24 protein-coding genes and 1 tRNA gene are annotated in these 21764 nt (G+C 51.6%); 13 read left to right on the top strand and 12 right to left on the bottom strand.

Annotated elements, in window-relative coordinates:
• Nucleotides 1–140 precede the first annotated feature (140 nt).
• The 3 genes from KZ483_RS27280 (at nt 141) to KZ483_RS27270 (ending at nt 2551) form a co-directional block, all read left to right on the top strand.
• Nucleotides 141–1676: a sensor histidine kinase gene (locus KZ483_RS27280; RefSeq protein WP_220350620.1), complete on the top strand. Its 1536-nt coding sequence runs from the start codon at nt 141–143 to the stop codon at nt 1674–1676.
• Nucleotides 1677–1837: 161 nt separating this feature from the next.
• Nucleotides 1838–1912 (top strand) — tRNA-Thr (locus KZ483_RS27275).
• 279 nt (nt 1913–2191) lie between these two features.
• Entirely contained in the window at nt 2192–2551 is a 360-nt protein-coding gene (locus KZ483_RS27270) for a hypothetical protein (protein ID WP_220350619.1), read from the top strand.
• On the opposite strand, the gene KZ483_RS27265 is transcribed toward KZ483_RS27270, so the two are convergent.
• The 3 genes from KZ483_RS27265 to mscL all read right to left on the bottom strand — a co-directional run bounded on the left by KZ483_RS27265 (nt 2530) and on the right by mscL (nt 4454).
• Complete coding sequence (locus tag KZ483_RS27265) at nt 2530–2844, bottom strand: hypothetical protein (protein WP_220350618.1); 315 nt, start codon at nt 2842–2844, stop codon at nt 2530–2532. The two genes, KZ483_RS27270 and KZ483_RS27265, sit on opposite strands and share 22 nt — an antisense overlap.
• Nucleotides 2845–3289: 445 nt before the next feature.
• Nucleotides 3290–3946 carry an NUDIX hydrolase gene (locus KZ483_RS27260; protein ID WP_220350617.1) on the bottom strand — a complete coding sequence of 219 codons (657 nt, stop codon included), beginning with the start codon at nt 3944–3946 and terminating at the stop codon, nt 3290–3292.
• 1 nt (nt 3947) lies between these two features.
• Nucleotides 3948–4454: a large conductance mechanosensitive channel protein MscL gene (gene mscL, locus KZ483_RS27255; RefSeq protein WP_220350616.1), complete on the bottom strand. Its 507-nt coding sequence runs from the start codon at nt 4452–4454 to the stop codon at nt 3948–3950.
• 187 nt (nt 4455–4641) lie between these two features.
• On the opposite strand from mscL, the gene KZ483_RS27250 reads away from it, so the two are divergent.
• The 3 genes from KZ483_RS27250 (at nt 4642) to KZ483_RS27240 (ending at nt 8728) form a co-directional block, all read left to right on the top strand.
• Nucleotides 4642–6450 (top strand): ATP-binding protein, encoded by a 1809-nt coding sequence (locus KZ483_RS27250; RefSeq protein ID WP_220350615.1) that lies wholly within the window; start codon nt 4642–4644, stop codon nt 6448–6450.
• A 107-nt stretch (nt 6451–6557) separates the two neighbouring features.
• Complete coding sequence (locus tag KZ483_RS27245; RefSeq protein WP_220350614.1) at nt 6558–7688, top strand: DNA alkylation repair protein; 1131 nt, start codon at nt 6558–6560, stop codon at nt 7686–7688.
• The gene (locus KZ483_RS27240) at nt 7685–8728 is read left to right on the top strand and encodes an FUSC family protein (protein WP_220350613.1); all 1044 of its coding nucleotides are present in this window, start codon (nt 7685–7687) and stop codon (nt 8726–8728) included. Before KZ483_RS27245 ends, KZ483_RS27240 begins: the two co-directional genes overlap by 4 nt.
• 63 nt (nt 8729–8791) lie before the next feature.
• Here KZ483_RS27240 and KZ483_RS27235 read toward each other — a convergent pair whose 3' ends face one another.
• The 7 genes from KZ483_RS27235 to ilvA all read right to left on the bottom strand — a co-directional run bounded on the left by KZ483_RS27235 (nt 8792) and on the right by ilvA (nt 14241).
• Nucleotides 8792–9079 carry a transposase gene (locus KZ483_RS27235; protein WP_220350612.1) on the bottom strand — a complete coding sequence of 96 codons (288 nt, stop codon included), beginning with the start codon at nt 9077–9079 and terminating at the stop codon, nt 8792–8794.
• A 44-nt stretch (nt 9080–9123) separates the two neighbouring features.
• Nucleotides 9124–9267 (bottom strand): hypothetical protein, encoded by a 144-nt coding sequence (locus KZ483_RS27230; protein WP_220350611.1) that lies wholly within the window; start codon nt 9265–9267, stop codon nt 9124–9126.
• A 120-nt stretch (nt 9268–9387) separates the two neighbouring features.
• Nucleotides 9388–9726 (bottom strand): hypothetical protein, encoded by a 339-nt coding sequence (locus tag KZ483_RS27225; RefSeq protein WP_220350610.1) that lies wholly within the window; start codon nt 9724–9726, stop codon nt 9388–9390.
• Between the two features lie 22 nt (nt 9727–9748).
• Nucleotides 9749–10354: a TVP38/TMEM64 family protein gene (locus KZ483_RS27220; RefSeq protein ID WP_220350609.1), complete on the bottom strand. Its 606-nt coding sequence runs from the start codon at nt 10352–10354 to the stop codon at nt 9749–9751.
• Nucleotides 10355–10360: 6 nt separating this feature from the next.
• Nucleotides 10361–11557, bottom strand: coding sequence for an MFS transporter (locus tag KZ483_RS27215; protein WP_258881459.1), 1197 nt, complete (start codon nt 11555–11557; stop codon nt 10361–10363).
• Nucleotides 11558–11631: 74 nt separating this feature from the next.
• Nucleotides 11632–12801: an MGDG synthase family glycosyltransferase gene (locus KZ483_RS27210; RefSeq protein WP_220350608.1), complete on the bottom strand. Its 1170-nt coding sequence runs from the start codon at nt 12799–12801 to the stop codon at nt 11632–11634.
• Nucleotides 12802–12966: 165 nt separating this feature from the next.
• Complete coding sequence (gene ilvA, locus KZ483_RS27205) at nt 12967–14241, bottom strand: threonine ammonia-lyase IlvA (RefSeq protein ID WP_220350607.1); 1275 nt, start codon at nt 14239–14241, stop codon at nt 12967–12969.
• Nucleotides 14242–14812: 571 nt separating this feature from the next.
• Here ilvA and KZ483_RS27200 point away from each other — a divergent pair.
• From KZ483_RS27200 to KZ483_RS27170, 7 genes are all read left to right on the top strand, one after another.
• The gene (locus KZ483_RS27200; protein ID WP_220353724.1) at nt 14813–15634 is read left to right on the top strand and encodes a VanW family protein; all 822 of its coding nucleotides are present in this window, start codon (nt 14813–14815) and stop codon (nt 15632–15634) included.
• A gap of 66 nt (nt 15635–15700) precedes the next feature.
• Nucleotides 15701–16615, top strand: a complete 915-nt coding sequence (locus KZ483_RS27195; RefSeq protein WP_258881458.1) for a GyrI-like domain-containing protein — start codon at nt 15701–15703, stop codon at nt 16613–16615.
• A 79-nt stretch (nt 16616–16694) separates the two neighbouring features.
• The gene (locus KZ483_RS27190; RefSeq protein ID WP_220350606.1) at nt 16695–17372 is read left to right on the top strand and encodes a DUF2238 domain-containing protein; all 678 of its coding nucleotides are present in this window, start codon (nt 16695–16697) and stop codon (nt 17370–17372) included.
• Nucleotides 17356–17907 (top strand): DinB family protein, encoded by a 552-nt coding sequence (locus KZ483_RS27185; protein ID WP_258881457.1) that lies wholly within the window; start codon nt 17356–17358, stop codon nt 17905–17907. The genes KZ483_RS27190 and KZ483_RS27185 overlap by 17 nt, the downstream gene beginning before the upstream one ends.
• Nucleotides 17908–18510: 603 nt before the next feature.
• The gene (locus tag KZ483_RS27180) at nt 18511–19128 is read left to right on the top strand and encodes an NUDIX hydrolase (RefSeq protein ID WP_220350605.1); all 618 of its coding nucleotides are present in this window, start codon (nt 18511–18513) and stop codon (nt 19126–19128) included.
• 47 nt (nt 19129–19175) lie between these two features.
• Entirely contained in the window at nt 19176–19463 is a 288-nt protein-coding gene (locus KZ483_RS27175; RefSeq protein ID WP_397376135.1) for an effector binding domain-containing protein, read from the top strand.
• Between the two features lie 6 nt (nt 19464–19469).
• Complete coding sequence (locus KZ483_RS27170; protein ID WP_220350604.1) at nt 19470–20048, top strand: histidine phosphatase family protein; 579 nt, start codon at nt 19470–19472, stop codon at nt 20046–20048.
• Between the two features lie 126 nt (nt 20049–20174).
• Here KZ483_RS27170 and KZ483_RS27165 read toward each other — a convergent pair whose 3' ends face one another.
• The gene (locus KZ483_RS27165) at nt 20175–21359 is read right to left on the bottom strand and encodes an epoxide hydrolase family protein (RefSeq protein WP_220350603.1); all 1185 of its coding nucleotides are present in this window, start codon (nt 21357–21359) and stop codon (nt 20175–20177) included.
• Nucleotides 21360–21422: 63 nt separating this feature from the next.
• Nucleotides 21423–21737, bottom strand: a complete 315-nt coding sequence (locus KZ483_RS27160) for a luciferase domain-containing protein (protein WP_220350602.1) — start codon at nt 21735–21737, stop codon at nt 21423–21425.
• Nucleotides 21738–21764 lie beyond the last annotated feature (27 nt).

Here is a 21764-nt window from a genome sequence, read left to right as displayed (position 1 = left end):
AGGAACGTAGTCAGTTATCCTGAATATCGTAAATTTTGGTCTTATTTGCACATAAGGAGATATGGAAAGAACGACTGGAGCTGATGTACAATCAAACTAGGAAATTGTTACAGCCGGACCTATGGCAGGAGGAGTCGCGCTTGACGATTATCAAAGCTTTCTTCGCCAATCTCAGTCTACTCATTGCATTGGCGTACCTGTTCAACCTGGGCTATAAATATATCTTCCAACATACATCGGTCAAAATGAAATACGGCATCACGGTAGCTGTATTTATTGCTGCAGGATGGCTGGCTATGATATTCGGCTTCAAGGTAGAGGACATCAACCTGCTCGATCTGCGATTTGTGCCGGTCATCGTAGCTGTGCTCGTTTTTCCAAATCCATCGGCCATCGCAATAATCGGCTTTGGAATAGGGGTCGGACGGCTGTGTATGGGCCACGACGCGACCGGCTGGTCAGGCTTTCTGATGATGGTTGTAATCGGGTTTGCGGGCATGGGACTAAACGTATGGCTCAAACGTGTCAATTGGCGCTTTTTGTGGAAGGCGACGATAGTCGTATTTGGAATAAATGCCGTCGATGCCATAGGCGCAGGAGTATCGTTCCAGATCATAAACGTAATGCCGCAATATCGTCTATGGCATGACCTAGGCTTTTATGCGTTCCCGCTCAGGGTGCTTCTCAGCGGGCTATTCATTTTTATCATTCGCGATTTTCAGAAGGAGCAGCAGCTGGTAGACGATCTGCGGACGATGAACATGCTCCTTAGACGGCAAACGCGCGAACTGCGCCAAGCGAAGCGCGAGGTGGAGGAGAAAGCGCGCGAGCTGATGCTGGCATCCAAATACAAATCCGAATTTCTGGCCAATATGTCGCATGAGCTTAAGACTCCCCTTAATAGTATTATCTTGCTTTCGCAGCTTATACTGGACAATGAAGAGGGCCGTTTTGAAGGCGAAGAACTTCGTTACGCTGACCTCATTCATATTGCCGGAAACGATCTTCTGCAGCTCATCAATGACATACTGGATCTGTCGAAAGTGGAAGCGGGCAAGATGGACATCGCGTTCGAGCCTGTTTCCCTGCACGATCTCGTACAAATGCTCTACCAGCAGTTTCTTCCGGTCGCAGACCAGAAGAAGCTTGTGTTCGAGACGGAAATCACCCCTTCTGCGCCCGACACATTGCAAACCGACGCGCTGCGGGTCAATCAGATATTGCGGAATTTGCTCGTCAATGCTTTCAAATTCACCGAGAAGGGTTCTGTCAAGCTTATTGTGCGGCTTGAAGGGGGTTCCCCTACCGTCGAACCCGGCCCTCACGGGAGACGCCGGATCCGCAATTGGAACCCCGCCTCTTGGGGGCGGCCTGCGACCAGGCCGCACCCGCCCCAGCGGATTGCTTTCACGGTAACCGATACCGGAATTGGTATTGATACAGCCAAACAGCAGCTTATATTCGAAGCATTCCGGCAGGAGGACGGCGCTATTAACCGGAAATACGGCGGGACGGGCCTTGGTCTCTCCATCAGTCTGCAGCTCGCAAGATTGCTCGGGGGCTCGCTGACACTGCGCAGCGCGAAGGGGAAGGGCAGCTCGTTCACGCTGCATCTTCCCGTGCGGCCTCCTGCGGCCAAGGCGGAAGCGGAACGGCTGGAGAAAAGAACAGAATAGAACAAAAGCACGGTAGTTCAATACCAATTTTACCTGCACCCGGCAGCCTTCTATCCGTCTATAAATCGTTACAAAATATGAAAAAAACCCCGCTAGAAAGGTCTTGACTTCCTATTTGTTTTTGAGATATATTATAAAAGTCGCGTCGGCGACGAGAGATTGCTGGTGTAGCTCAGGGGTAGAGCAACGCACTCGTAATGCGTAGGCCGGGGGTTCAATTCCCTTCACCAGCACCATTCATAACCAATAACAGCGCGGTTCTCGGTCACGGGAGCCGCGCTTTTTAATGTTCAGCCGCAAGTATGTGTCCTCGCCGGAAGCGCCGGCGGGGTATTTTAGCATACGTATTTCCCAATTTAATAGGGCATCCGTCAGCCGCGGCATCAGCCTGCGGATATCCGGCGGGATTCAGATTATGCGAATGAGCGGGAAATACCGACCATACGAAGTGCAGGTCCTTTTCATAGTTTAATGTAAGCTCGTCTGAAAGGAGGAGGATCAAATTGTCAGCAAAAATGAAATTCAAAAATGTCAAGGTCGTTCGTAATAGCCGCAAAAGCGTGCGCATTTCGTCCGAATGCTGCAAGAAAAAGGATGGCGCGGTTGAAGGGATCCAGGATGCCGGTAAAGATCTATGCCACCTGTTCTGCATGCTGAAAGATGAGAGAGTCGCTGCCGCACTCGTCCGCGCTATCCGCTGCAAAAACAAGAAAGTAATTGAAGACTTGATTGGACCGAACTGTCATGTAGTCTGCTTCTTCCATCAGGGCAGATTATCTTGCGTTCGCATCAGCTGTGTATTCGGAGATTGCTGCGACGTTCGCATTACCTTTGATATCTGTGTTTCACAGGGTCAATGCGCGAACTTGCTGTAATCGTTTGCGGGCAGCTCACCTGTTCCGCCGGAGTCCGTCGTCGCCAATGTGCGGCGGCGGATTTTTTTGTCGATTAGCAGGGCTTCAAGCGGGAGGGCGAACGGCACGGATAGAGGGGGCTTAGCATAAAATGTCAATAAACAGGTAAACGGCGGGAGGGATAGATAATGCCGGCCATTCCAAATTTTCCGGCCGCGCTGCTCGATGAGCACAGGCACTGGCATCACGTAAATCATCATAACGATCCATCCGAGCTGCCCACTGGCTACGGCCGAATGTTTCTGGACTTTCATCGCCAGTATATCGCCAAAGCGCTGCGCTGGTACGAACAACAGGGATACGACATGGAGCTGGTGATGCCCTGGCAGGAAGTGCCCGAGCCTATTCGCCGCGCACCATGCTACGACATGTCGGCGGAGATGCGAATTCGTAACAATCCGCAATCGTTTCGCTCGGCGGATGAGCTTGGCTTATTTCTGGAGAGATCGAATTTACACGGGTGTCTCCACCAGGAGGCGGCAAGGCTGTTCCGCGAGCCGGACTTGAACGATTTTGACATAGCCACGCGGAGTACGGTGTTCTACAATATTCACGGGATGATCGACCAGTGGTATCAGCAGTGGGAACGTGCAATGGGGGTTCGCATAAACGGCCGTTCTTCCGATAAAAGAGCTCGGGCTGCCCGTGCGGCGGGCGGGCGGCGGCGCGCCGCAGAGGCAGACGCAGCAAGGCGTCCGGTTATGTATGCCGCAGCAAAGCGCGAAACACGCCTGCATAGTAAGCATATGGCCTTGTCACAAAGTCGGCAGCCGACACTTGCACCGAAGCCTCCTTTAACCCGTCTTCCGGGCATAAAGAAACGCCTGCTGCTGTCACAGTCCTGCGCCGTCCCTCGAACAAATCAATCATCGCTTCCAGTTCGGATTCATACACGCCGGCCACTTCCTCGGCCTGCAGCCGGAGTGAAGCGGGCGGGCCATCGTAAAGCAAACCGAACACCTCGCTGATCTCGCGATCGATGAAAGGGACACCTCTTGCGCTGCCTTCAGCTTCGTTTCGCGTTTCTCCAAGCGGGATCAGCATATCATACGCTGCCGATACCCCCAATTCTTCTTCCACTTCCCGAACCGCTTCCCGCATGGTCTCGCCTGCTTCCAGGTGACCTGCGGCGGTGATGTCGAAGCGGCCGGGGAAGGTATCTTTATCCGTCTGCCTCTGCTGAAACATGACGAGCCGGCGGTCTCCCTCGCGGCGGATCAGCCAACAGTGGAACGAGCGGTGCCAATAGCCTTTGGCGTGAACCTCGCTGCGGCAAGCCGTGCCGATCGGTTTGCCCGCGGCGTCGTAGATATCAAAGCGCTCCTCCCGGGGCCGGTCAAGACCGCGGCCGCTCATATTACGACAGCCCCTCTTGGACGCCTTCGGGTTCATCAGTCAAATGCGACGTGCAGTGGGCGCACCTTGTTGCCTTCACCGGAATTTTGGACAAGCAGTAAGTGCATACCTTCTCGGTAGGCTCAGCCGTATCCTCCGGATTGCTGGCTTGGAGACGCCGCAGCGTGTTCGCCCCTTTCACGATAAGGAAAACGCAGAATGCCACTATGGTGAAATCGATAATTACGTTAATGAAGCTGCCGTACGCAATTACGGCTGCGCCGTTTGTTCTCGCAGCTGCCAATGAGAGGGCATGCCCACCTTTTTCTGTTATTTCCGGATTCAAACTTAAATACAAGTCGGCGAAATTCATTTGGCCGAGCAGCCTGCCAATAGGAGGCATTATAATGTCGTTGACCATGGATGTGACGATTTTACCGAACGCTCCGCCTATAATAACGCCGACCGCGAGATCCAGCACGTTCCCTCGCACCGCAAATTCCTTGAACTCTTTTAAAATTTTCACCATCGGTACTTCCTCTCCCTAATGTAATACTCTCTATGCGATTCTCATTATACCTCAGAGGCGATTCGATAGAAAGACGTGCCGCTTCGCTATTTCAAAATGAGATTTCATGTCGCTCAAAAAAGGTTTTTCTGGAAAAATGTCGAAATTGTCACATTAAAATATATAATAATAGGTCATGAGGATAGAGATGAGCGAACTGATCGAGACTGAAAAATGGATATTCCTGCTGCTGGCTTTAGCTATTAATCTGTTTGCTTCTTTTACCATGTACATTATGATAGGCCATCTGAAGCTTGTTCGGATGCTGCGCCATTATTGGCTGCTGAGCGGAGCCGCGGTATACGGGCTGGGGCTGTGGATGAGCCACTTTATCATGCTGCTGGCTACAGACAGTATGATTATTATGGACTGGACATCAATCATCAAGGTAGCGGTGGTAATGATTTGCGCTTATGTCTCGTTCCTCCTGCTTGGTTCCAGAACCGACTTTTCGCTGAAGCTGCTGGCCAGCAGCATCATCATGGCCGCAGGAGCAAATTTCTTGAATTATTCTTCTCTGATGAGTGGCCAGATTCAGAATTTCCATATAAATTTCCAGCTTGCTTTCTTTGCGTTTACCGTCAGCTTCCTGGGGACCTCCTGGTCCTACTATTTGTTCGAGCGTAAGAATGGCGCCTATCTGATTCTGCCCGGCATGCTGCTTGGTCTGGCCGGCAGTGCGGTTCAGCTGCTTGGGCTTGCAGCGTTCACGGTTGAATACAGCTTCGTTCTAACGTCGGACCGGTTGAACGATTATATGAAGATGCTCTCCGTGGTACTTGGCATTGCCACACTGCTTATTTTCGCCTTCAGCCTTCTCGCGCGTTTCGTTGACCGGCGCTTCAATGCAATGAATGAGCGGTATAAGCTGCTGGTTGAGAACTCAATCGATACGATAGCTATTATCCGCGACGAACGCTGGGAATATATTAATGATTCGGGTCTTCAACTGTTCGAAGCGGATTACCAGACGGATTTGCTGGGGATATCGATTTATCAGCATCTGCAGCCCAAATGCCATGAAGACATGAGACGGATGCTTAAACTTACTGAGCAGGGTATAGGGCAAGCCCCGATCGAACTGGATTGGATGACATTGAAAGGGAAAATGCTCCATACCGAAGTGGTCCAAACCTGCACGAGGTTATCGGGGAAACCGGTGTTTCAAGTAATAATCCGGGATATTTCCGAGCGTAAGAAAAATGAAGAGCTGCTTATCAATTCGGAAAAACTGTATGTCGCCGGTCAATTGGCAGCCGGTATTGCTCATGAAATACGGAACCCGCTCACATCACTTAAAGGTTTTTTGCAATTGATTGCTTCAGGACGGCAAAACGGGAACGGGAAAAATTATTATGATATCATGAAGTCGGAGCTGAACCGGATCGAATCGATCGTGAGCGAGCTGCTTATGCTCTCGAAGCCGCAGATTTACGAGCTTGCCCATAAAGATATCCGGCATATTATAGGCGATACGATGACGCTTCTGGAGGCGCAGGCCATCCTGCACAACATTGAGATGGAATCGGCTCTGTGGGAGGAACCTCTCTGGGTGCGAGGAGTCGAGAATCAGCTCAAGCAGGTGTTCATCAACGTGCTCAAGAACGCAATCGAGGCGATGAGCGAGGGCGGCAAAATCATTATCACTTGCGAGCGGGAGGGAGACCGGATCGTCGTGCGCATCGACGACCATGGTCCGGGCATTCCCGAAGAGCAGTTGTGCAAGATCGGTCAGCCTTTCTACACGACCAAAGATAAAGGAACCGGCCTCGGTCTGATGGTCAGCTATAAAATCGTCCATAATCATCAAGGGAGCGTTCGGGCGCAAAGCAGGCTTGGTGTCGGAACGACATTCGAAATCATACTGCCCTATTCCCCTCCGGACATCTTCGAAACGGACGGCGCGGCCAAAGTCACGCCGATCCACCGGAACCGGCAGGAAGAAAGCTCGCTCTAGCTTCATGCGCGCTTGGCCGGTAACCGCAGCGGAAGCAGAGCGGTTGCCGGCTGTTTTTGCTTGCCCGGATATTCAGTTATAATAGCTTGAGGAGGCGATGGCAGCAGATGGCCGAACCAAGGAAAGAGATGTATGACGAGCCGTTCTTACGGCAATTTGGGGCGCTCGTGCGTTCGGAATGGGCGTCTTTCGACGATGAAAGGTTTGTTCAGCTCGTAGTCGGGGACGGTTGGGACCGGCTCGAGCTTAAGGGGAGGATCCGGCGCGTTACTGAGGCGCTCGGATCGACTCTGCCGCCCGGTTACGCCGAGGCGCTGGATGTACTGTTTGCGATCGACGAGCGATGCGTCGGCTTCCCCTTTATATTTTTCCCGGATTTTGTTGAAGTGAACGGGCTGGGTGATTGGAAGAGGTCGATGGAGGCACTGGAACGTTTTACTGCCCGTTCGACGTCGGAGTTTGCAATTCGGCCGTTTCTGGTTGCAGAGACGGAGCGGACTATGGCCCGCATGCGCGAGTGGGCGGAGCACGAGAACGAGCATGTTCGGCGTCTCGCCAGCGAAGGATGCCGGCCGCGCCTGCCGTGGGCGTCTGCGCTCACGATGTTCAAACGGGACCCTCGTCCGATAATGCCGATATTGGAGCAGCTGAAATGTGATTCGTCGCTCTATGTGCGAAAGAGCGTGGCGAACAATATAAACGATATTGCCAAGGACCATCCGGATATTGTGCGGGATGTCGCGGCGCGGTGGAGCGGTGAACATCCCTTGACGGATTGGATTGTCCGCCGCGGCTGCCGGACGCTGATCCGCCAAGCCGACCCGGTAACAATGGCCTTATTCGGATACTCCGGCGCTTCGGCAGCCGATGCTGTGGGAGAGGCGCGCATTGATGCTCAGCAGAAGTCCGCATTCATCGGCGGAAGCACCGAGCTGCGCTACCGGCTCGTATTTTGTGATACCGAGCCGCAGCGTCTGCGGATCGAGCTTGGGGTCGATTATGTAAAAGCAAGCGGGAGGGTCTCGCAAAAACGGTTTTTGCTGACTGACCGGACCGTTGCCGCCGGCTCTCAATTGGAAGGAAGCAAGCGTCTGGACTGGACGGATTTGTCAACCCGCAAACATTATCCCGGTCTTCACCGGCTGCACCTCACTGTCAATGGCGATCCGGTGGCCGAGACGGAAGTGATGCTTCTTGCACGGGGTGCGGGAGAAGAGGAGGTGCTTGGGACGACATGACGATCGGCGCCCGTGTATTAAAGACCGGCATGGCCGTTGCATTAGCCGTTTATTTGAGCGGACTGTTCGGCTTTCCGTCACCGATCATTGCGGCGGTCGCATCGATCTTTACGATCCAGCCGTCGATCTCCCGCTCGTGGCAGCAGGTTACGGACCAGCTCCAAACGAATCTGCTCGGCGCGGTCGTGGCAATCATTGCAGTCAAGCTCTTCGGAAGCACCCCCATTGCGCTTGGTCTTGTATGCATTATCGTCATATTGATCAGCATCCGGCTGCGGATGGAGAACACGATCGGGCTTACGCTCGTGACCGTCGTGGCCGTCATGGAAGCGACCGGAGAGGGATGGCTGTTCGCGTTGGAGCGTTTCTCGATGGTATTGACGGGTATGGCGGCCGCTTTCGTGGTCAATGTGCTTGTATACCCGCCGCGCCCGCGCAAGCAATTTATTGTACAAGTGCATGAAGCATACGGCCAGCTCTCGCTTCTGCTGCGGATGGCCATCTCCAACGAGATGAAGGAGGATGTGCACCGCGAGGAGAAGGAGAAGCTCCATGGAACGCTTCGCAAGCTCGACGAGCGGTATGTGCTCTTCGAGGAGGAGCGCTCGCTGCTGCCGCGGCGCAAGCTGGCCCGTGCAAGACAGCTTCTTCTGTCCAAGCAGATGATCAAAGCGCTGCAGCAGGGCTCCGATTTGCTCGATGTGGTGGAGGAGCATTATTTTGCCGCGCCGGGAGCCGGGGAATGGGCTCAGCAATTTGACCGGCTGATCGAGGAGCTGGCGAAGTATCACGAGCAAATCCTGCTCAAGCTCGAAGGCAAAATGAAAGCAAACGCGGACATCGAACCGGAAGAAGCGCGTGAAGCGCGGCTCGTTAAGCAGATCACGGCGTATTTGAACGAGAACCCCGACGAGCATAAGAGGCTTGTCTTCGTTGCGTCCGCGATATTCGAATACGCTTATCATCTCCGCAGACTTGACCGGGTCGCCGAACAAGTTCTTGAGCGGGAAGAAGAAGCGGCATCCGGAGCGGAAGCTTGAGCTCCGGCGTACAAATAAACGCCCTTTCCGTGCAGACATCACCTGCACGGAAAGGGCGTTTGCTTATTTATCGCCGCGGTCGATGTGGCCGCGGGGATGCTTCAGACTGGCTTCATTAGAGGCGTCATCGGCCTTCGGAACCAATCTCGGGTCGGTATGGCCTTTGTGATGGTTGTCAAAGTCCAGCTCGGTCAGTTCCCATTCCGTTGTTCCCAGCATCGGATCGGCCGGGAACACTTGTCCGCGCTCGAGCTTTTCCTCGCGGCCCCATTCATTCTTGTAGGTGCCGTCGACCTCAACCGGCTCGCCGGACATTGGTTCCATCTCGAAATGGCGCTGCTTTTCGCTCATTGTTGTTTCCTCCTTATATAGGCGCAGCCACGGAATCCGGGCTGTTAAAGCCCGTGCTTGGGAACGGCGCTGCGGTCGGCTTCGGATTGCATTTCGCTTGCCTTCTCTTTGCCTGTTCCCTTGCGGTCCGCCAAAGATTGAGCCTGGCTCGCTTTGCGCTGCCTGTTGGAAGGTTGTTCGCCCGACATCGTTGTGGCCTCCTGAGAAAAGTCTTGGTAAGGTTGACTTGGGTTCAACCTTGAGTACTTCTACAGTTTGCCGCAGCAGGAAGAATACTATGTGCGAAAGGTCTTAACTTGAGGACCGGACTACAGCAGCCGCAGCCCGCAGGAAGGGCACTCGGCATGCTCGTGCGTTACGGTTTCGCCGCAAGCAGGACACGGCTCGCTGAACGGCTCGTCGGCCCGGACGGGCCGCTCGCTTTTATGCTCATCCGCACCGGCATCGCTGGGCCGAAGGTGTGAGGGAGTTCCGAACAGCGCTTCGACGAACTCCCTCAGCTCCTTGTGCTTGCCCGAATCTTGAGTCGTCAGCCGAATGATAAAGACCATGGCTCCGATGAGCGTGGTAGCGAAGAGCAGGACGATTCCCGTAGCGATGCCGCTCATGACGCTTACAAGCGGAAGCATTCCATTTCGCAAATTCAAGCGGCACCGCCCTCCCCAGGAGTTACTTCGTCTGGTAGCGTGCTTCCAGCTTCTTTCCGCCAAACCACATCCCGGCAACCATCAGTACCGTCACAATAGGACGCCACGGTTCCTGCGCGATTTCGCTGATGTTGAAGCTGAGCAGCGAGACGCTAAGAATCATGACCGCCTTGCCAAGCGTAATGGCCAGGACGAACGAGCGAAACGGAACGTTGCTGAGACCCGAAACGACGTTAATGAGTGCTGAAGGCGAGAAGGGAAAGCACGCAAACAAAAATATCGGGGTAAACCCTTTATGCTCAATCCAGTCAAATACACGCGATGTCTTCGGAAACCGTCTCCGAATCCAGCTGCCGAAGCGTCGGCCGAGCTTGCGGGCAAGCCAGAACAAAATGATCGAGCCGCCGCATACGCCAAGCCATGAGTAGAGAGAGCCAAGCCAAAACCCGTAAATATTAGCGTTCGCTGCGACGAATACAAGCAGCGGCAGTATCGGTAAAAATGACTCCAGCATAGGCAAAAATATACCCGGCAGCGGACCGTAGGCCGAATAGCTTCTCAGCGTGCGCTGCAGATGTTCCAGATCAATCTGTTTAAGCTGATGAATCCAATCGTTGAACTGACTCATTATTTTCTAATCCCCCTGCTTATTTGCACCACTGGCGTTATCCGTGAATGCGCGGAACGGAAACCAAATGTAGAATAATCCGATTAAGATATAAAATGCTGCGCTGCACCAAATGACTGAGGGCTGTCCGTACCATGAGGCAAGCGTCCCGCCGACCACCGGTCCGATCATCCCGCCGATCCCTTCAACCGTTGAGAATATTCCCCATCCAAGTCCCTGCTGCATCGGCGGCACGTAATTGGCAAGCAGAGCGTTCCAAGCCGGAAGCAAGGCAGCATAGGAAAGACCCAGCACACCTGCCAGCAGCACGCTCTGCCATAGGGGCGGAGCCATGCCGAGCGCATACAACCCCGACCCTATACCGCCAAAGCCGATAACAAGAAACCATTTCTTCCCTCCTAGCTTGTCCGAGAGGCGCCCCAGCGGAATAAGGCCAAGCACAGTGAACACGCCCCCTGCAAGCAGCAGCATCGAATATTGCGCGCCGTTCAAGCCCAGGCGGTCCTCGGCGAAGCTTGGAAGGATCGGTACAAGCATTCCCGCACCCATCGTCTGGAGCACCATGCCGGGCAGCAGAAGCCGCATATGACGAAGCCGCTCAAACAGAACGGAAAATTGCTCCCGCACCGGCAGTGATGTCACTGCAGAGGATTGTCGGTTGCTGATGAACAGCGCGAGCCCCCAACAGACAAAGGACAGTGCAATCAGCAAATAATAAGTGATTTGCGTACTGTAGTCGAGCAAAATATTGGTCACAATCGGACCTGAACCGAGACCTACGAACCAGATTGTATAGAGAAAACCCATCTGCGTAGCACGCCGGTCCTCCGTCACTTTCGTCAGACAGACGATCCAGATCGGCGAAGTGCCGACTCCGTATAAAGCCGCAGCTACGATGAATATCCACGGCATGAATGAGAATTGAAACAGCAGCACGCCGGCAAGCGATGCCAGAAGGCCGGTATGTACGACAAAACGGATCGAGAAACGGTCCAGCAGATAGCCTATCGCCATTTTGAGCGCTGTATCTATCAAATAATGTGCGGTTATCGCCACGCCAATAATATCAAGCGTTAGGCCGAGCGTTTTTTCCCCGAAAATCGGAAGAAAGCTGATCAGCATAGCCCCGCGGACAAATTCGACGAAAAACAAAATAATCGAAAGCAGTACGATTTCCTGTGCGAACCAGCGATTACGTATCACAACTCACTCCTATTAATCCTTATTCGCAAATGCCGCTCCCGGGTGCATGCACGGGGCCGCTCAAGCGACCCGTATCATTGCGGGACAACGGAAGACACTCCTTCCATTATATGCAAGCTTGAGCAAAAGTCCAAGGCGATTGTGTCCGCGGCATTGATGCGCTGCAGACTCAGAATGGCTTTTTTGCTATTCATTAAACGGATCGGATCGTGAATTAGATTCATTATTTCATAAGAAAGCTGTTCCGGGGAATAGGTAATGACGGCGGCGCCCTTTTTTTCCATATACAGTGCATTGTTGCGTTCTTGACCGGGAACCGGCCGATATATGAAAATAGGCAGTCCCGCTGCCAGCGCTTCGGACAGCGTTACGCCTCCCGGCTTCGTTACAAGGCAGGTTGCCAGAGCCATCAGCTCATGAATCTGTTCCATATAGCCAAATATGCGCAGTCTGTCGGCCTCGGGATGGCCTTCGAAACTGCTGCGCATCGTTTGCGCGAGCGAATCGTTTCGTCCGCAGACAAGAGCGACGGTCACTGCCGGCTGTTCCAGGAGAGCCGCAACGATGGCGTTAATATTGGGGAGTAAGCCATGGGCGCCCGCCATAATAAGCACGACCGGTTTCCCGGCAGGCAGCCCATACTTTGCGCGCAGCTCCGGGTCCGGGGTGACCGTGCGGAACCCGCGCTTGAGCGGAATCCCGCTGACGCAGATACGGCCGTCGTGAATGCCGAGCGATATGAGCTCGCGCTTCATATCCTCTGTGGGCACATAGTAGCGGTCGATGTTGGGATGGACCCACCGCTGGTGGAGATCAAAATCGGTGACAACGGAACAGGACGGAATCCGCAGCCCAATCCGTTCTTTCATCGCAGGCATGGCCATCAGCGGGAACGTATGAATCACCGCATCGGGTTTCTCGCTCAGCAGGATTCGCCTCAGCCGGTCGCGCCCGAAAGAGTGGAGCCAGTTTGCAAACAGCGAATCGTGCTTCATCGGTTTGGTGCGGTCGTATACCCAGCCGTATAAGCCGGGAAGCAGGGTGAAGCTCTTCATATACACCCGGCGTGTCATTTCATTAATCCACGGGTGAGCTTCGGCCAGCAGATCGACGAGAACGGTCTGCTCCATGTCGCGGTCCGCGAGCGCATCGCGGATGGCCCGTGCGGCCTGAAGGTGGCCATCGCCGTAAGAGGCATACAATATCATGAGCTTCGGGCTTTTCGTTCCGGTCAGGCCAGTCATCTTGGGGCACACCTCCTGACATGAGTGTATAGGCTAATTGTAAACCGGGAATGAACGCCGCATAAACGGTGTGTAAGAACAACTTGGGACGCTTCACTATCAGTTTAACCTATGCAGCCCGAATTCTACGCATGCTCGGACATGAATCCCAAGCTGCAAGTCATTTCAGATAAGCAGATTGAATAGGAGCGGATCCTTGTTCAGCTCGAGAAACTGCAGCCCTTTCAGGCGCATACGCTCGACAAGAGGCTCGTAATCCCCGCGGTGCTTCAATTCGATCCCAACAAGCGCCGGACCGTTATCCTTGTTATGCTTCTTCGTATATTCGAACCGAGTTATATCGTCGTCCGGACCGAGCACCTCGTCGAGAAATTCGCGCAAAGCGCCGGCACGCTGAGGAAAGTTGACCATGAAATAATGCTTCAGCCCTTCGAACACAAGCGACCGTTCCTTGATCTCCTGCATCCGGTCAACGTCGTTGTTACCCCCGCTGACGATACAAACAACGCTTTTGCCGGCGATCTGGTCCCGGTAAAGATCAAGCGCGGCGATCGGCAGCGCGCCGGCAGGCTCGACGACGATCGCATTCTCGTTGTACAGGTCAAGCATCGTTGTGCAGGCCTTGCCCTCCGGAACAAGCACAACATCGTCCAGCAGCTCGCGGCACATGCGGAACGTCAAATCGCCCACACGCTTGACTGCGGCGCCGTCGACGAATTTATCAATGGTGTCCAGAGTGAGCACCTCTCCGGCATCGAGCGATAACCGCATCGACGGGGCACCCTCCGGCTCGACGCCTATCAGCTTCGTGCCCGGCGATACGGCTTTCACATAGGCGCCTACACCTGCGGCCAGGCCCCCGCCTCCGATGGTGACGAAGATGAAGTCGGGAGCGGCCTCGACGGCCTCCATAATTTCTTTGCCGATCGTGCCGTTCCCGGCAATGATCTTCGGATCGTCGAACGGGTGGATGAACGCGAGGTCGTCCTTGCGGCTGGCGGCGACCGCCTCGCTGAACGCGTCGTCGAAAGTGTCTCCGGTAAGGATAATTTCAACGTCGGGTCCGCCGAAGAAGGCCGCTTGAGTAACTTTTTGCCGCGGGGTTGTGCTCGGCATATAGATTTTGCCGGGTATGCCGAGCGCCTGGCACGAATAGGCGACGCCCTGCGCATGGTTGCCGGCGCTGGCGCAGACGACGCCGCGGGCAAGCCTCTCGGCCGGCAGCGACTTCATCAGATGATAGGCGCCGCGCAGCTTGAAGGAGCGGACTACCTGCAGATCCTCCCTTTTCAGAAGCACGCTGCAGCCGTAACGGGCCGACAATACCCGGTTATGCAGAAGCGGAGTGCGGGCCGCCACCTCTTTGACGTGCATTTGCGCTTGCGCGATTTCGGTTAACCCGACCGTATAGCCGGCAGAGTTCCTTGATTCGTTTGCCATTACCATCAGCCTCTCTCCTCTTAGTCATTCCCAATCGTTAGGTCTTCTGAATAACAAAAAAATCCCGCCCCTATAAGGGACGAGATTTATCTCGCGTTACCACCCTACTTCCGTCCGCTCTCGTAAATCAAAAAGAGGCTTTCGGCGCTTTGTCGCGTACAAGCATACGCGCTCCGTGTAACGGCGGATTCCGTCCGCGCTTACCTGTGCACCGGATTGCTGTCATATACACAGACCGGAATTGTTCGGCGCGGCTTCTTCGGGAGGATGCAGCATCAGGCGGCAAACGTCGGCTTTCAGCAGGACGCCGACTCTCTGGAGATTGCCATGACTCAAATGCGCGTGTTCCCATCTGCGAATTTTAATTTTCGGAATATTCTTGTTATACTCTCCCGCACTCTAATTGTCAATGAGGAATATTCAATATGCAAAATAATGAATTCGACTATTCAACCTATTCATCCGTTGGTATAGTAGAAATTGGAACCTCTTGGCTGATTTTTACATCGGCTGCTTCTAATTATGACGGGAGCGGTTAGTAGTTAGTAGTATTCGCAGGCGGTGAGAGATGATGAAGCCGGTACCCCGGTCGAAAGTTCGACTTGCGGCGGGAATGGCCTTTTTTAGATGGAAGCGGTATCTAAAATGGTGTTTCGGCGGCATCAGATTTGCCAAAACGTTCGCAAAGGATGACTATCCATACCTTGTATTTGTGCATGAAACGCCGACGCTGCGAAAGCTGAAGGACGTTGATATGTGGCTCCAGCACAACAAGGAGATCAATTTACAGTTGGCAGTAAAGCGGCTGGACGGGCTCATTATCCGGCCCGGTGAAACGATGTCCTACTGGAAACTGATCGGAAATCCAACCAGGCGAAAAGGATATGCTCCGGGTATGGTGTTATTCTACGGCGGGTTCAAACCGGGGATTGGCGGAGGCCTGTGCCAGCTGTCGAATCTGATCTACTGGATGACGCTCCACACACCGCTCACGGTGGTCGAAAGGCACCGCCACAGCTACGATGTGTTCCCGGATTCCAACCGGACGCAGCCATTCGGCAGCGGCGCGACATGCGCTTATAATTATTTGGACCTCATGATTGCAAACAGAACAGATTCTCCCTATCAGCTGAAGCTGGAGGTGAGGAATCACCGGTTGACAGGTGAATGGCGCGCTCTCACAAAACCGCTTCATACGTATGAAGTGTACGAAAAGGATCACCTGATTTCGCAGCAATATTGGGGCGGCTATGTCCGGCACAATACGCTCTTCAGGCGCGTCTATAGCAGGGACGGCCAGCTCGCAGGCGATGAATATATAACAGAGAATCATGCGCTGATGATGTATTCGCCGCTTTTGCCGGAATCTGTTAACAAGGTTCAACATTCATAGTGTTAACGATTTGGAAGGCTGGTTGGACTAAATAAAGCATTAAAAATAAGAAAGGGGTGGCTGGATATGCCGATTCAAGTAGATATGGAGCATTTCATGCAGGTCAGAACGGCTGTGGTTGAAGAAACCCTACTCGTCGGTTTCATAAGCCCGATCGGGGTTAAGGATGAGCGTCTTCTATTCGAGCATTTGAAAGAGAGGCGTGCCGAAATCGTCAATCTGCAGAGCGAGGACGAATATCTGGTGATTGTACCGGGCGGTCTGCTTGTGGCGGCGCCTGTGTCGGCCATTGCCGATGTGCCGGTGGGAATGGTCGGCTACACCATCCAGGCTGACGAGTATGCGGTGTTCAGGTTTGAGGAGAAGCATATTGCAGACTTTTGGGACTACTTCTGCAGCATCGATAATCAGGCGCTCTACAATTTGAATATCGAGAAACCGCGGTTTGAGATTTTCAATAAGGAGCTGCAGCCGAAGGGCGTGACCGAAATCTATTTCCCGACGCATGACCGGGAGGTAAAGGTTGTGGCGCTTGGCGAGATCAAGCTCGTCGGCATTCGGGTCGTATGCGAGACCGGCGAACAGTATGCGGAGGAGATCCCGGGTGCTTTCGCCGAGTTAACGCGCAGATTGGAAGAGATTCCGGGGCGCATCGAACCGGAGCGGATCATCGGCGCATTCTTCGTCAGCGACGAGTCGGCGGAAGAAGACGGGTATTGGGCATGCGTCGAGGTTGAGCAGTTCGTTTCCGTTCCGCAGGAAATGGAAGCCATTACAGTTCCGCCGCAATCTTATGCGGTTACGGTTCACCGCGGACGCGTAAATCAAATATCCAAGACGTATGAGCTTCTGCATAAGTGGATTGCCGAGAATGGCTACGAGCGAGTGCTGCGTGCGTGGCACTTGGAGCAGTATGAAAAGAGCGGTCCAGTTAAGGGCCCGGTAACGGCTCACCTGCACGACACGATTACGTTGGAATAGCGGATGAGTGATAATAACATTTGTTAACGATAACCGAATAGCTGGCGTTTTTCCATTATAAAGAGGGGGTCACAGAAAAATGCCGGAGTTGAACCGGACTCATGCCAGCCTATTTCGGCGTGAGAGGGCGTTCGCGCGCAATTGGCTGCTTCAAGCAGCTATTATCTTATATTTGGTCATTTGGGGGCTGCTGGCGGCCAGGCCATACGACCAATTTGACTGGTGGCTCGAAAACCTGCTTGTTGTTGCGGCGGCCGCTGGCTTTGTTTCTACCTACAGGCTCTTTTCCTTCAGCAATATGTCTTATTTGATGATAATCGGATTTGTCATATTACACACGATCGGAGCGCACTATGCTTATAATACGACGCCGGTGGATAAGTGGATAAACGGGATATTTCATAATGAGAGGAACCATTATGACCGGATTGTGCATTGCGCTTTCGGACTGCTCATTGCCTATCCCGTTCACGAATTCATGCTCAGAGTCGTCCGGATCCGCAAAAGCTGGACATATGTGCTTGTGCCGTGCATCATTCTGGCGATGGGCGCGTTCTATGAGCTTATTGAAATGTGGGTGGCGCTAATTCTGGCTCCTGAGAAAGGCGCACTGTTCCTTGGCAGCCAAGGCGATCAGTGGGATGCGCACCATGACATGGAGTTGGCGCTTTACGGCGCTGTGTTCGCAATGGCGTTTGCGGCGGTTCTCGGCCGCTTAAGAGGGGAAAGGAGTGTATCTCATGATAATGGATTATGAGAGACTGTATATGATTGGTAGTCTGCCTGGTTTTTCTCCACAAATTAGTCGATTGGTTTCAATGATGAATTATGCAAGATGGACAACACTCGAATCGGTAATTGGTTTAAGTGTTCCCCAACTGGATTATTTATCTGATGATCAATCCAATTCAATTGGATCTCTTCTTAAACATATTGCAGCAGTCGAATACGCCTATTATTTGAATACCATCGTAAAAAGGGAACTGACAGAGGCAGAACATAAGCAATGGGATGCAGCGCTGCAGCTGGGGGACAGAGGAAGAAAGGAAATAAAGAACAACCCTCTAAACTACTATATTGAAATATTCAATGATGTGAGAAGCATGACATTAAAGTCAATGTCCGAATTACAGGATGAATGGCTGGAGCAATCTGAAAATGAACCGCATTTAGGCAACCGATCGGTAAATAACTATTTTAAGTGGTTTCATGTTTTTGAAGATGAGATCAATCATAGAGGACAAATACGAATTATTCGCAAACGTATTCAGGCGGGCGAGTCCGTCAGATAACGCGCTTAAACTAAAAAACAAGTAGAGGCGGTTTGAAATGGAACATAGCTCAAAGAAACAAGATTCACCCGAGAACATTCAATGGAAGGGAGTCGAGTTTCTTAACTCGTCCATTGAGCAATTTAATATGAGTGGAACAAGATTTTGTGAAGGGGACTTATCATACTCTAACTTCCAAAGTGTCAGTCTCGAAGGAACGTCGGTCATGTATGCGAATATGAAAAACATGGTTTAAGCACGTTGACTTAAGTGGCTCGGCAGTACATGCAAGCAACTTAACGGATATGAAAGTCGAAGGCAATGCCTGGTGGGACATGACAATGAATGAGTGTGATCTTAAAATTTAATCACTCAAATTTAGTGAACACAAATATAGAAAACTGCTTGATTGACGGTCTGCGGATAAATGGCGTATCGGTTAAAGAATTGATTGAGAACCATCCGGACTACAAGCTCGACACACCGGCTGTTCCCAGAAAGAAGATTTATGATAGTAACCGAAAACGGGTAATAGACAGCCAAGGTTGAATACCTTCAGAAAACTTCGGTAAATCTGGTACATCTTTAAGATACTGCCCAAAAAAGAAGAAAAGAGGGAATCATATGCAGCTCAAATGGCTCGAGTGGGCAAAGCAAATTCAGGCGATAAGCCAAGCTGGACTAGCCTATTCAAAGGATATCTATGATCTGGACAGATTCGAGCAGCTGAGAGCTCTCAGCATTGAAATCTTAAATGAGTATACAGACGTTGAAAGGGACAAGATACGAGCTTTATTCGCAAGCGAAACCGGTTACGCGACTCCAAAGGTGGATGTACGCGGTGTTGTCTTTAATGATGGCAAAATATTATTAGTGAAGGAACGTACCGACGAGGCTTGGGCATTGCCCGGCGGATGGGCGGATATCGGGTTGTCTGCAAAGGAAGTGGCTGTAAAGGAAGTGAAAGAGGAATCCGGGTTCGATGTAATGCCTGTCCGGCTGTTAGGGATTATAGACAAGAAGTTTCATGACCATCCGCCTTCACCGTTTCATGTTTACAAAATGTTCATATTATGCGAAATTGTCGGCGGTGAAGCGATGGAGGGTATGGAAACACTCGAGGTTAAATTTTTTGAAGAGGATAAATTGCCTGCGTTATCCCTTGAACGAAACACGGAGAAGCAGATTATCAAACTGTTTGAGTTATATAGAAACCCGGATCAAGAGATCATGTTTGATTAATCCAAGTTAATAGGGAGCTGGCTCCGAACTACAAGGGAAATGCGGGCTTGCTTGATTTCTATTGCTGCTATGAAGTAGACCCCGTTGCCAATGTGCCGCATGGTATGGTACACATTCATTTACTGCCGAGAATGTATTCCGCCACACACTATAAAGGGCCGGCCGGCAGGACGTCAACGGCCTATGACTACACATCGGGATGGCTGCAGGAAAACGGATACTCTTATGACGACATTGATTATTACTTCGAAAAGTACGATGGGAAAACAATAAGAGATTCAGAGGATCAGCGCAATGAGGTCAAGATTTACTGCCCGGTAAAGAAAAGGATGTGAGCAAAGATGGAATTGATATTCGTCCGACATGGCCAAGGGGAGCATAACCGGGACATTCCGGACCGGTTAAATATTGAACATCCTCATCTGACTGACAGGGGTAAAGCTCAAGTGGCGGATCTAAGAGCTTCTTTTGATTTCAGCAATGAGGATATCTTTATTGTCAGCCCGACGGTGAGAACCATCGAAACCGTCAATATTCTCACTGACGGCTTGACTCAGCCCAAGAAATACATAAGCCCCGCAGTCGGCCCCAGAATGTTTCCTCAAGGTCCTGAATCGGCTGCATTCAGGTGTGACATAGCCCTTCCGAGAGCAAGAATAATAAATGAATATCCTGGCTTCATCGTGATGAATGACTTCAATGAACCGGTTTGGCTTGAAGGGATAAACGCTATTGAGGAGAAAAAATTCCAGGAGCTTGGACTGGGATTGATCAATTGGATTAGAGAGCAAGGGCTTGATAGAGCTGTTATTGTTGCGCATGATGGAACGATTAACAGCTATAGACAACTTCTCGGAGAACGGGGTCTGACAAGGTTGGATTTTCTGGGAGAAGCGGGAACATTTAAGGTCGCGTTATAATTAGATATGGTTCCAGTCGCTCGTCAATTGTCGGGTAGTTAAATATACATATCAAAATAAGAAACCCTCAGTGAATTATCCCTGAGGGTTAACAATCGAATGAACATAATAGTCGTTTCCCCTGTCTCAGCGGAAACGACGAAAGAAATTTCGTAAGTCTTCTGTTAACAAGTCAGGAACCTCCATTGCCGCGAAGTGTCCACCATGTTCAAACTCTGTCCAGTGTACGATATCATACTCTTGCTCAGCGAGACGACGTACAGGTAAAGCCAAATCGTGTGGAAAAACCGCCACTCCTACTGGTACTGGGCAGGGCATAGGGCGTCCCTTCGATTGGGCTGCGATGAGCTGGCTCTCATAATAAAGACGAGCTGTTGATCCAGCAGTGCCTGTGATCCAATAAAGCATTACGTTAGTAAGCAGACGATCGATTCCAATAGGATATGCTGGATCAACCCATTCCATAAATTTCTCTGCGATCCAAGCTAGTTGACCAACAGGTGAGTCGGTGAGCGCATAGGATAGTGTTTGCGGTCGCGTTGACTGAAGCACCCTGTGACCAGCAGGAGAAGCTAGGTAACGGTTCAACTGTGCAATTCTATCCTCATCTTCCTTAGACAGATTAGTAAGTTTATCATTTGGTTTTGGTATAAAAAATAGGTAGTTTAGATGAACACCACAGACATGCTCCGGATCGGCCGCAGCTAAGATACGAGAAATTGCTGAACCCCAATCTCCTCCCTGTGTTCCATATCGGTCATAACCTAACCGTCTCATCAACTCCGCCCAAGCAAGAGCAATCCGTTGTCCATTCCAACCATTCTCAGGAGTGGGACCGGAAAAACCAAAGCCAGGGATCGATGGAATTACCACATGAAAAGCGTTGGCAGGATCTTCACCATAAGCTCGTGGATCGGTTAATGGACCAATGATATCAAGAAATTCTACGATAGAACCCGGCCAGCCATGGGTAAGAATAAGCGGAAATGCATCCTTTTCGGGTGACCGAACATGCAAGAAATGTATATTTGCACCATCAATCATTGTAGTGAATTGAGGAAACTCATTTAACTGAGCTTCTTGTTTACGCCAGTCATATGAGGTACCCCAGTACTCCACTAACTCCTTCATATAGTCGAGTGGAACACCATCATTTCCTTCAATATCAGGTAACTGGGCAGGCCAACGAGTTTGGGTCAGGCGAGCTTGCAAATCATCTAGATCACTTTGGGGGATCGCGATGCGAAATGGACGGATTGAGGTATCCGTAAGTTCAGTGCTGTTGGAATTAACCGTTTTTAAGTGTTCCATCTTTTACATCCTCCTTCTCAAATTCTAATTTTTATAAATCCGTTTCACCATATATTTATCTCATTACTCATCCTGGATTGAAACCAGATGCTCATACTTGAGCCTTAAAATTTCAATGGCTCGAGTAACATCCTCATTAGAGGTTAAATAAACGGATACCCAACCGGAATCAGGATACATATGATGGGGCTGCGCACGCCCTGAGATTACCAGTTCATCGCGTAATGATTTCGGCAAAGTCAAGTCGACCAGGTGATCGCCATGCAAATGTCCGATTTCCTTACCTCTAAACCGAAATTCAATCCCGCCGAAGCGGTGTGGCTGCTGAGTTACCTCTGGCCATGTAAGCAATTGATCGATTAAATTTGCTGTTAACATCACATGTCTTCTCCTTTCAGCTTCTAC

It is taken from the genome of Paenibacillus sp. sptzw28 (assembly GCF_019550795.1).
Classification (GTDB): domain Bacteria; phylum Bacillota; class Bacilli; order Paenibacillales; family Paenibacillaceae; genus Paenibacillus_Z.
This window is presented reverse-complemented; position numbering and strand designations above follow the sequence as displayed.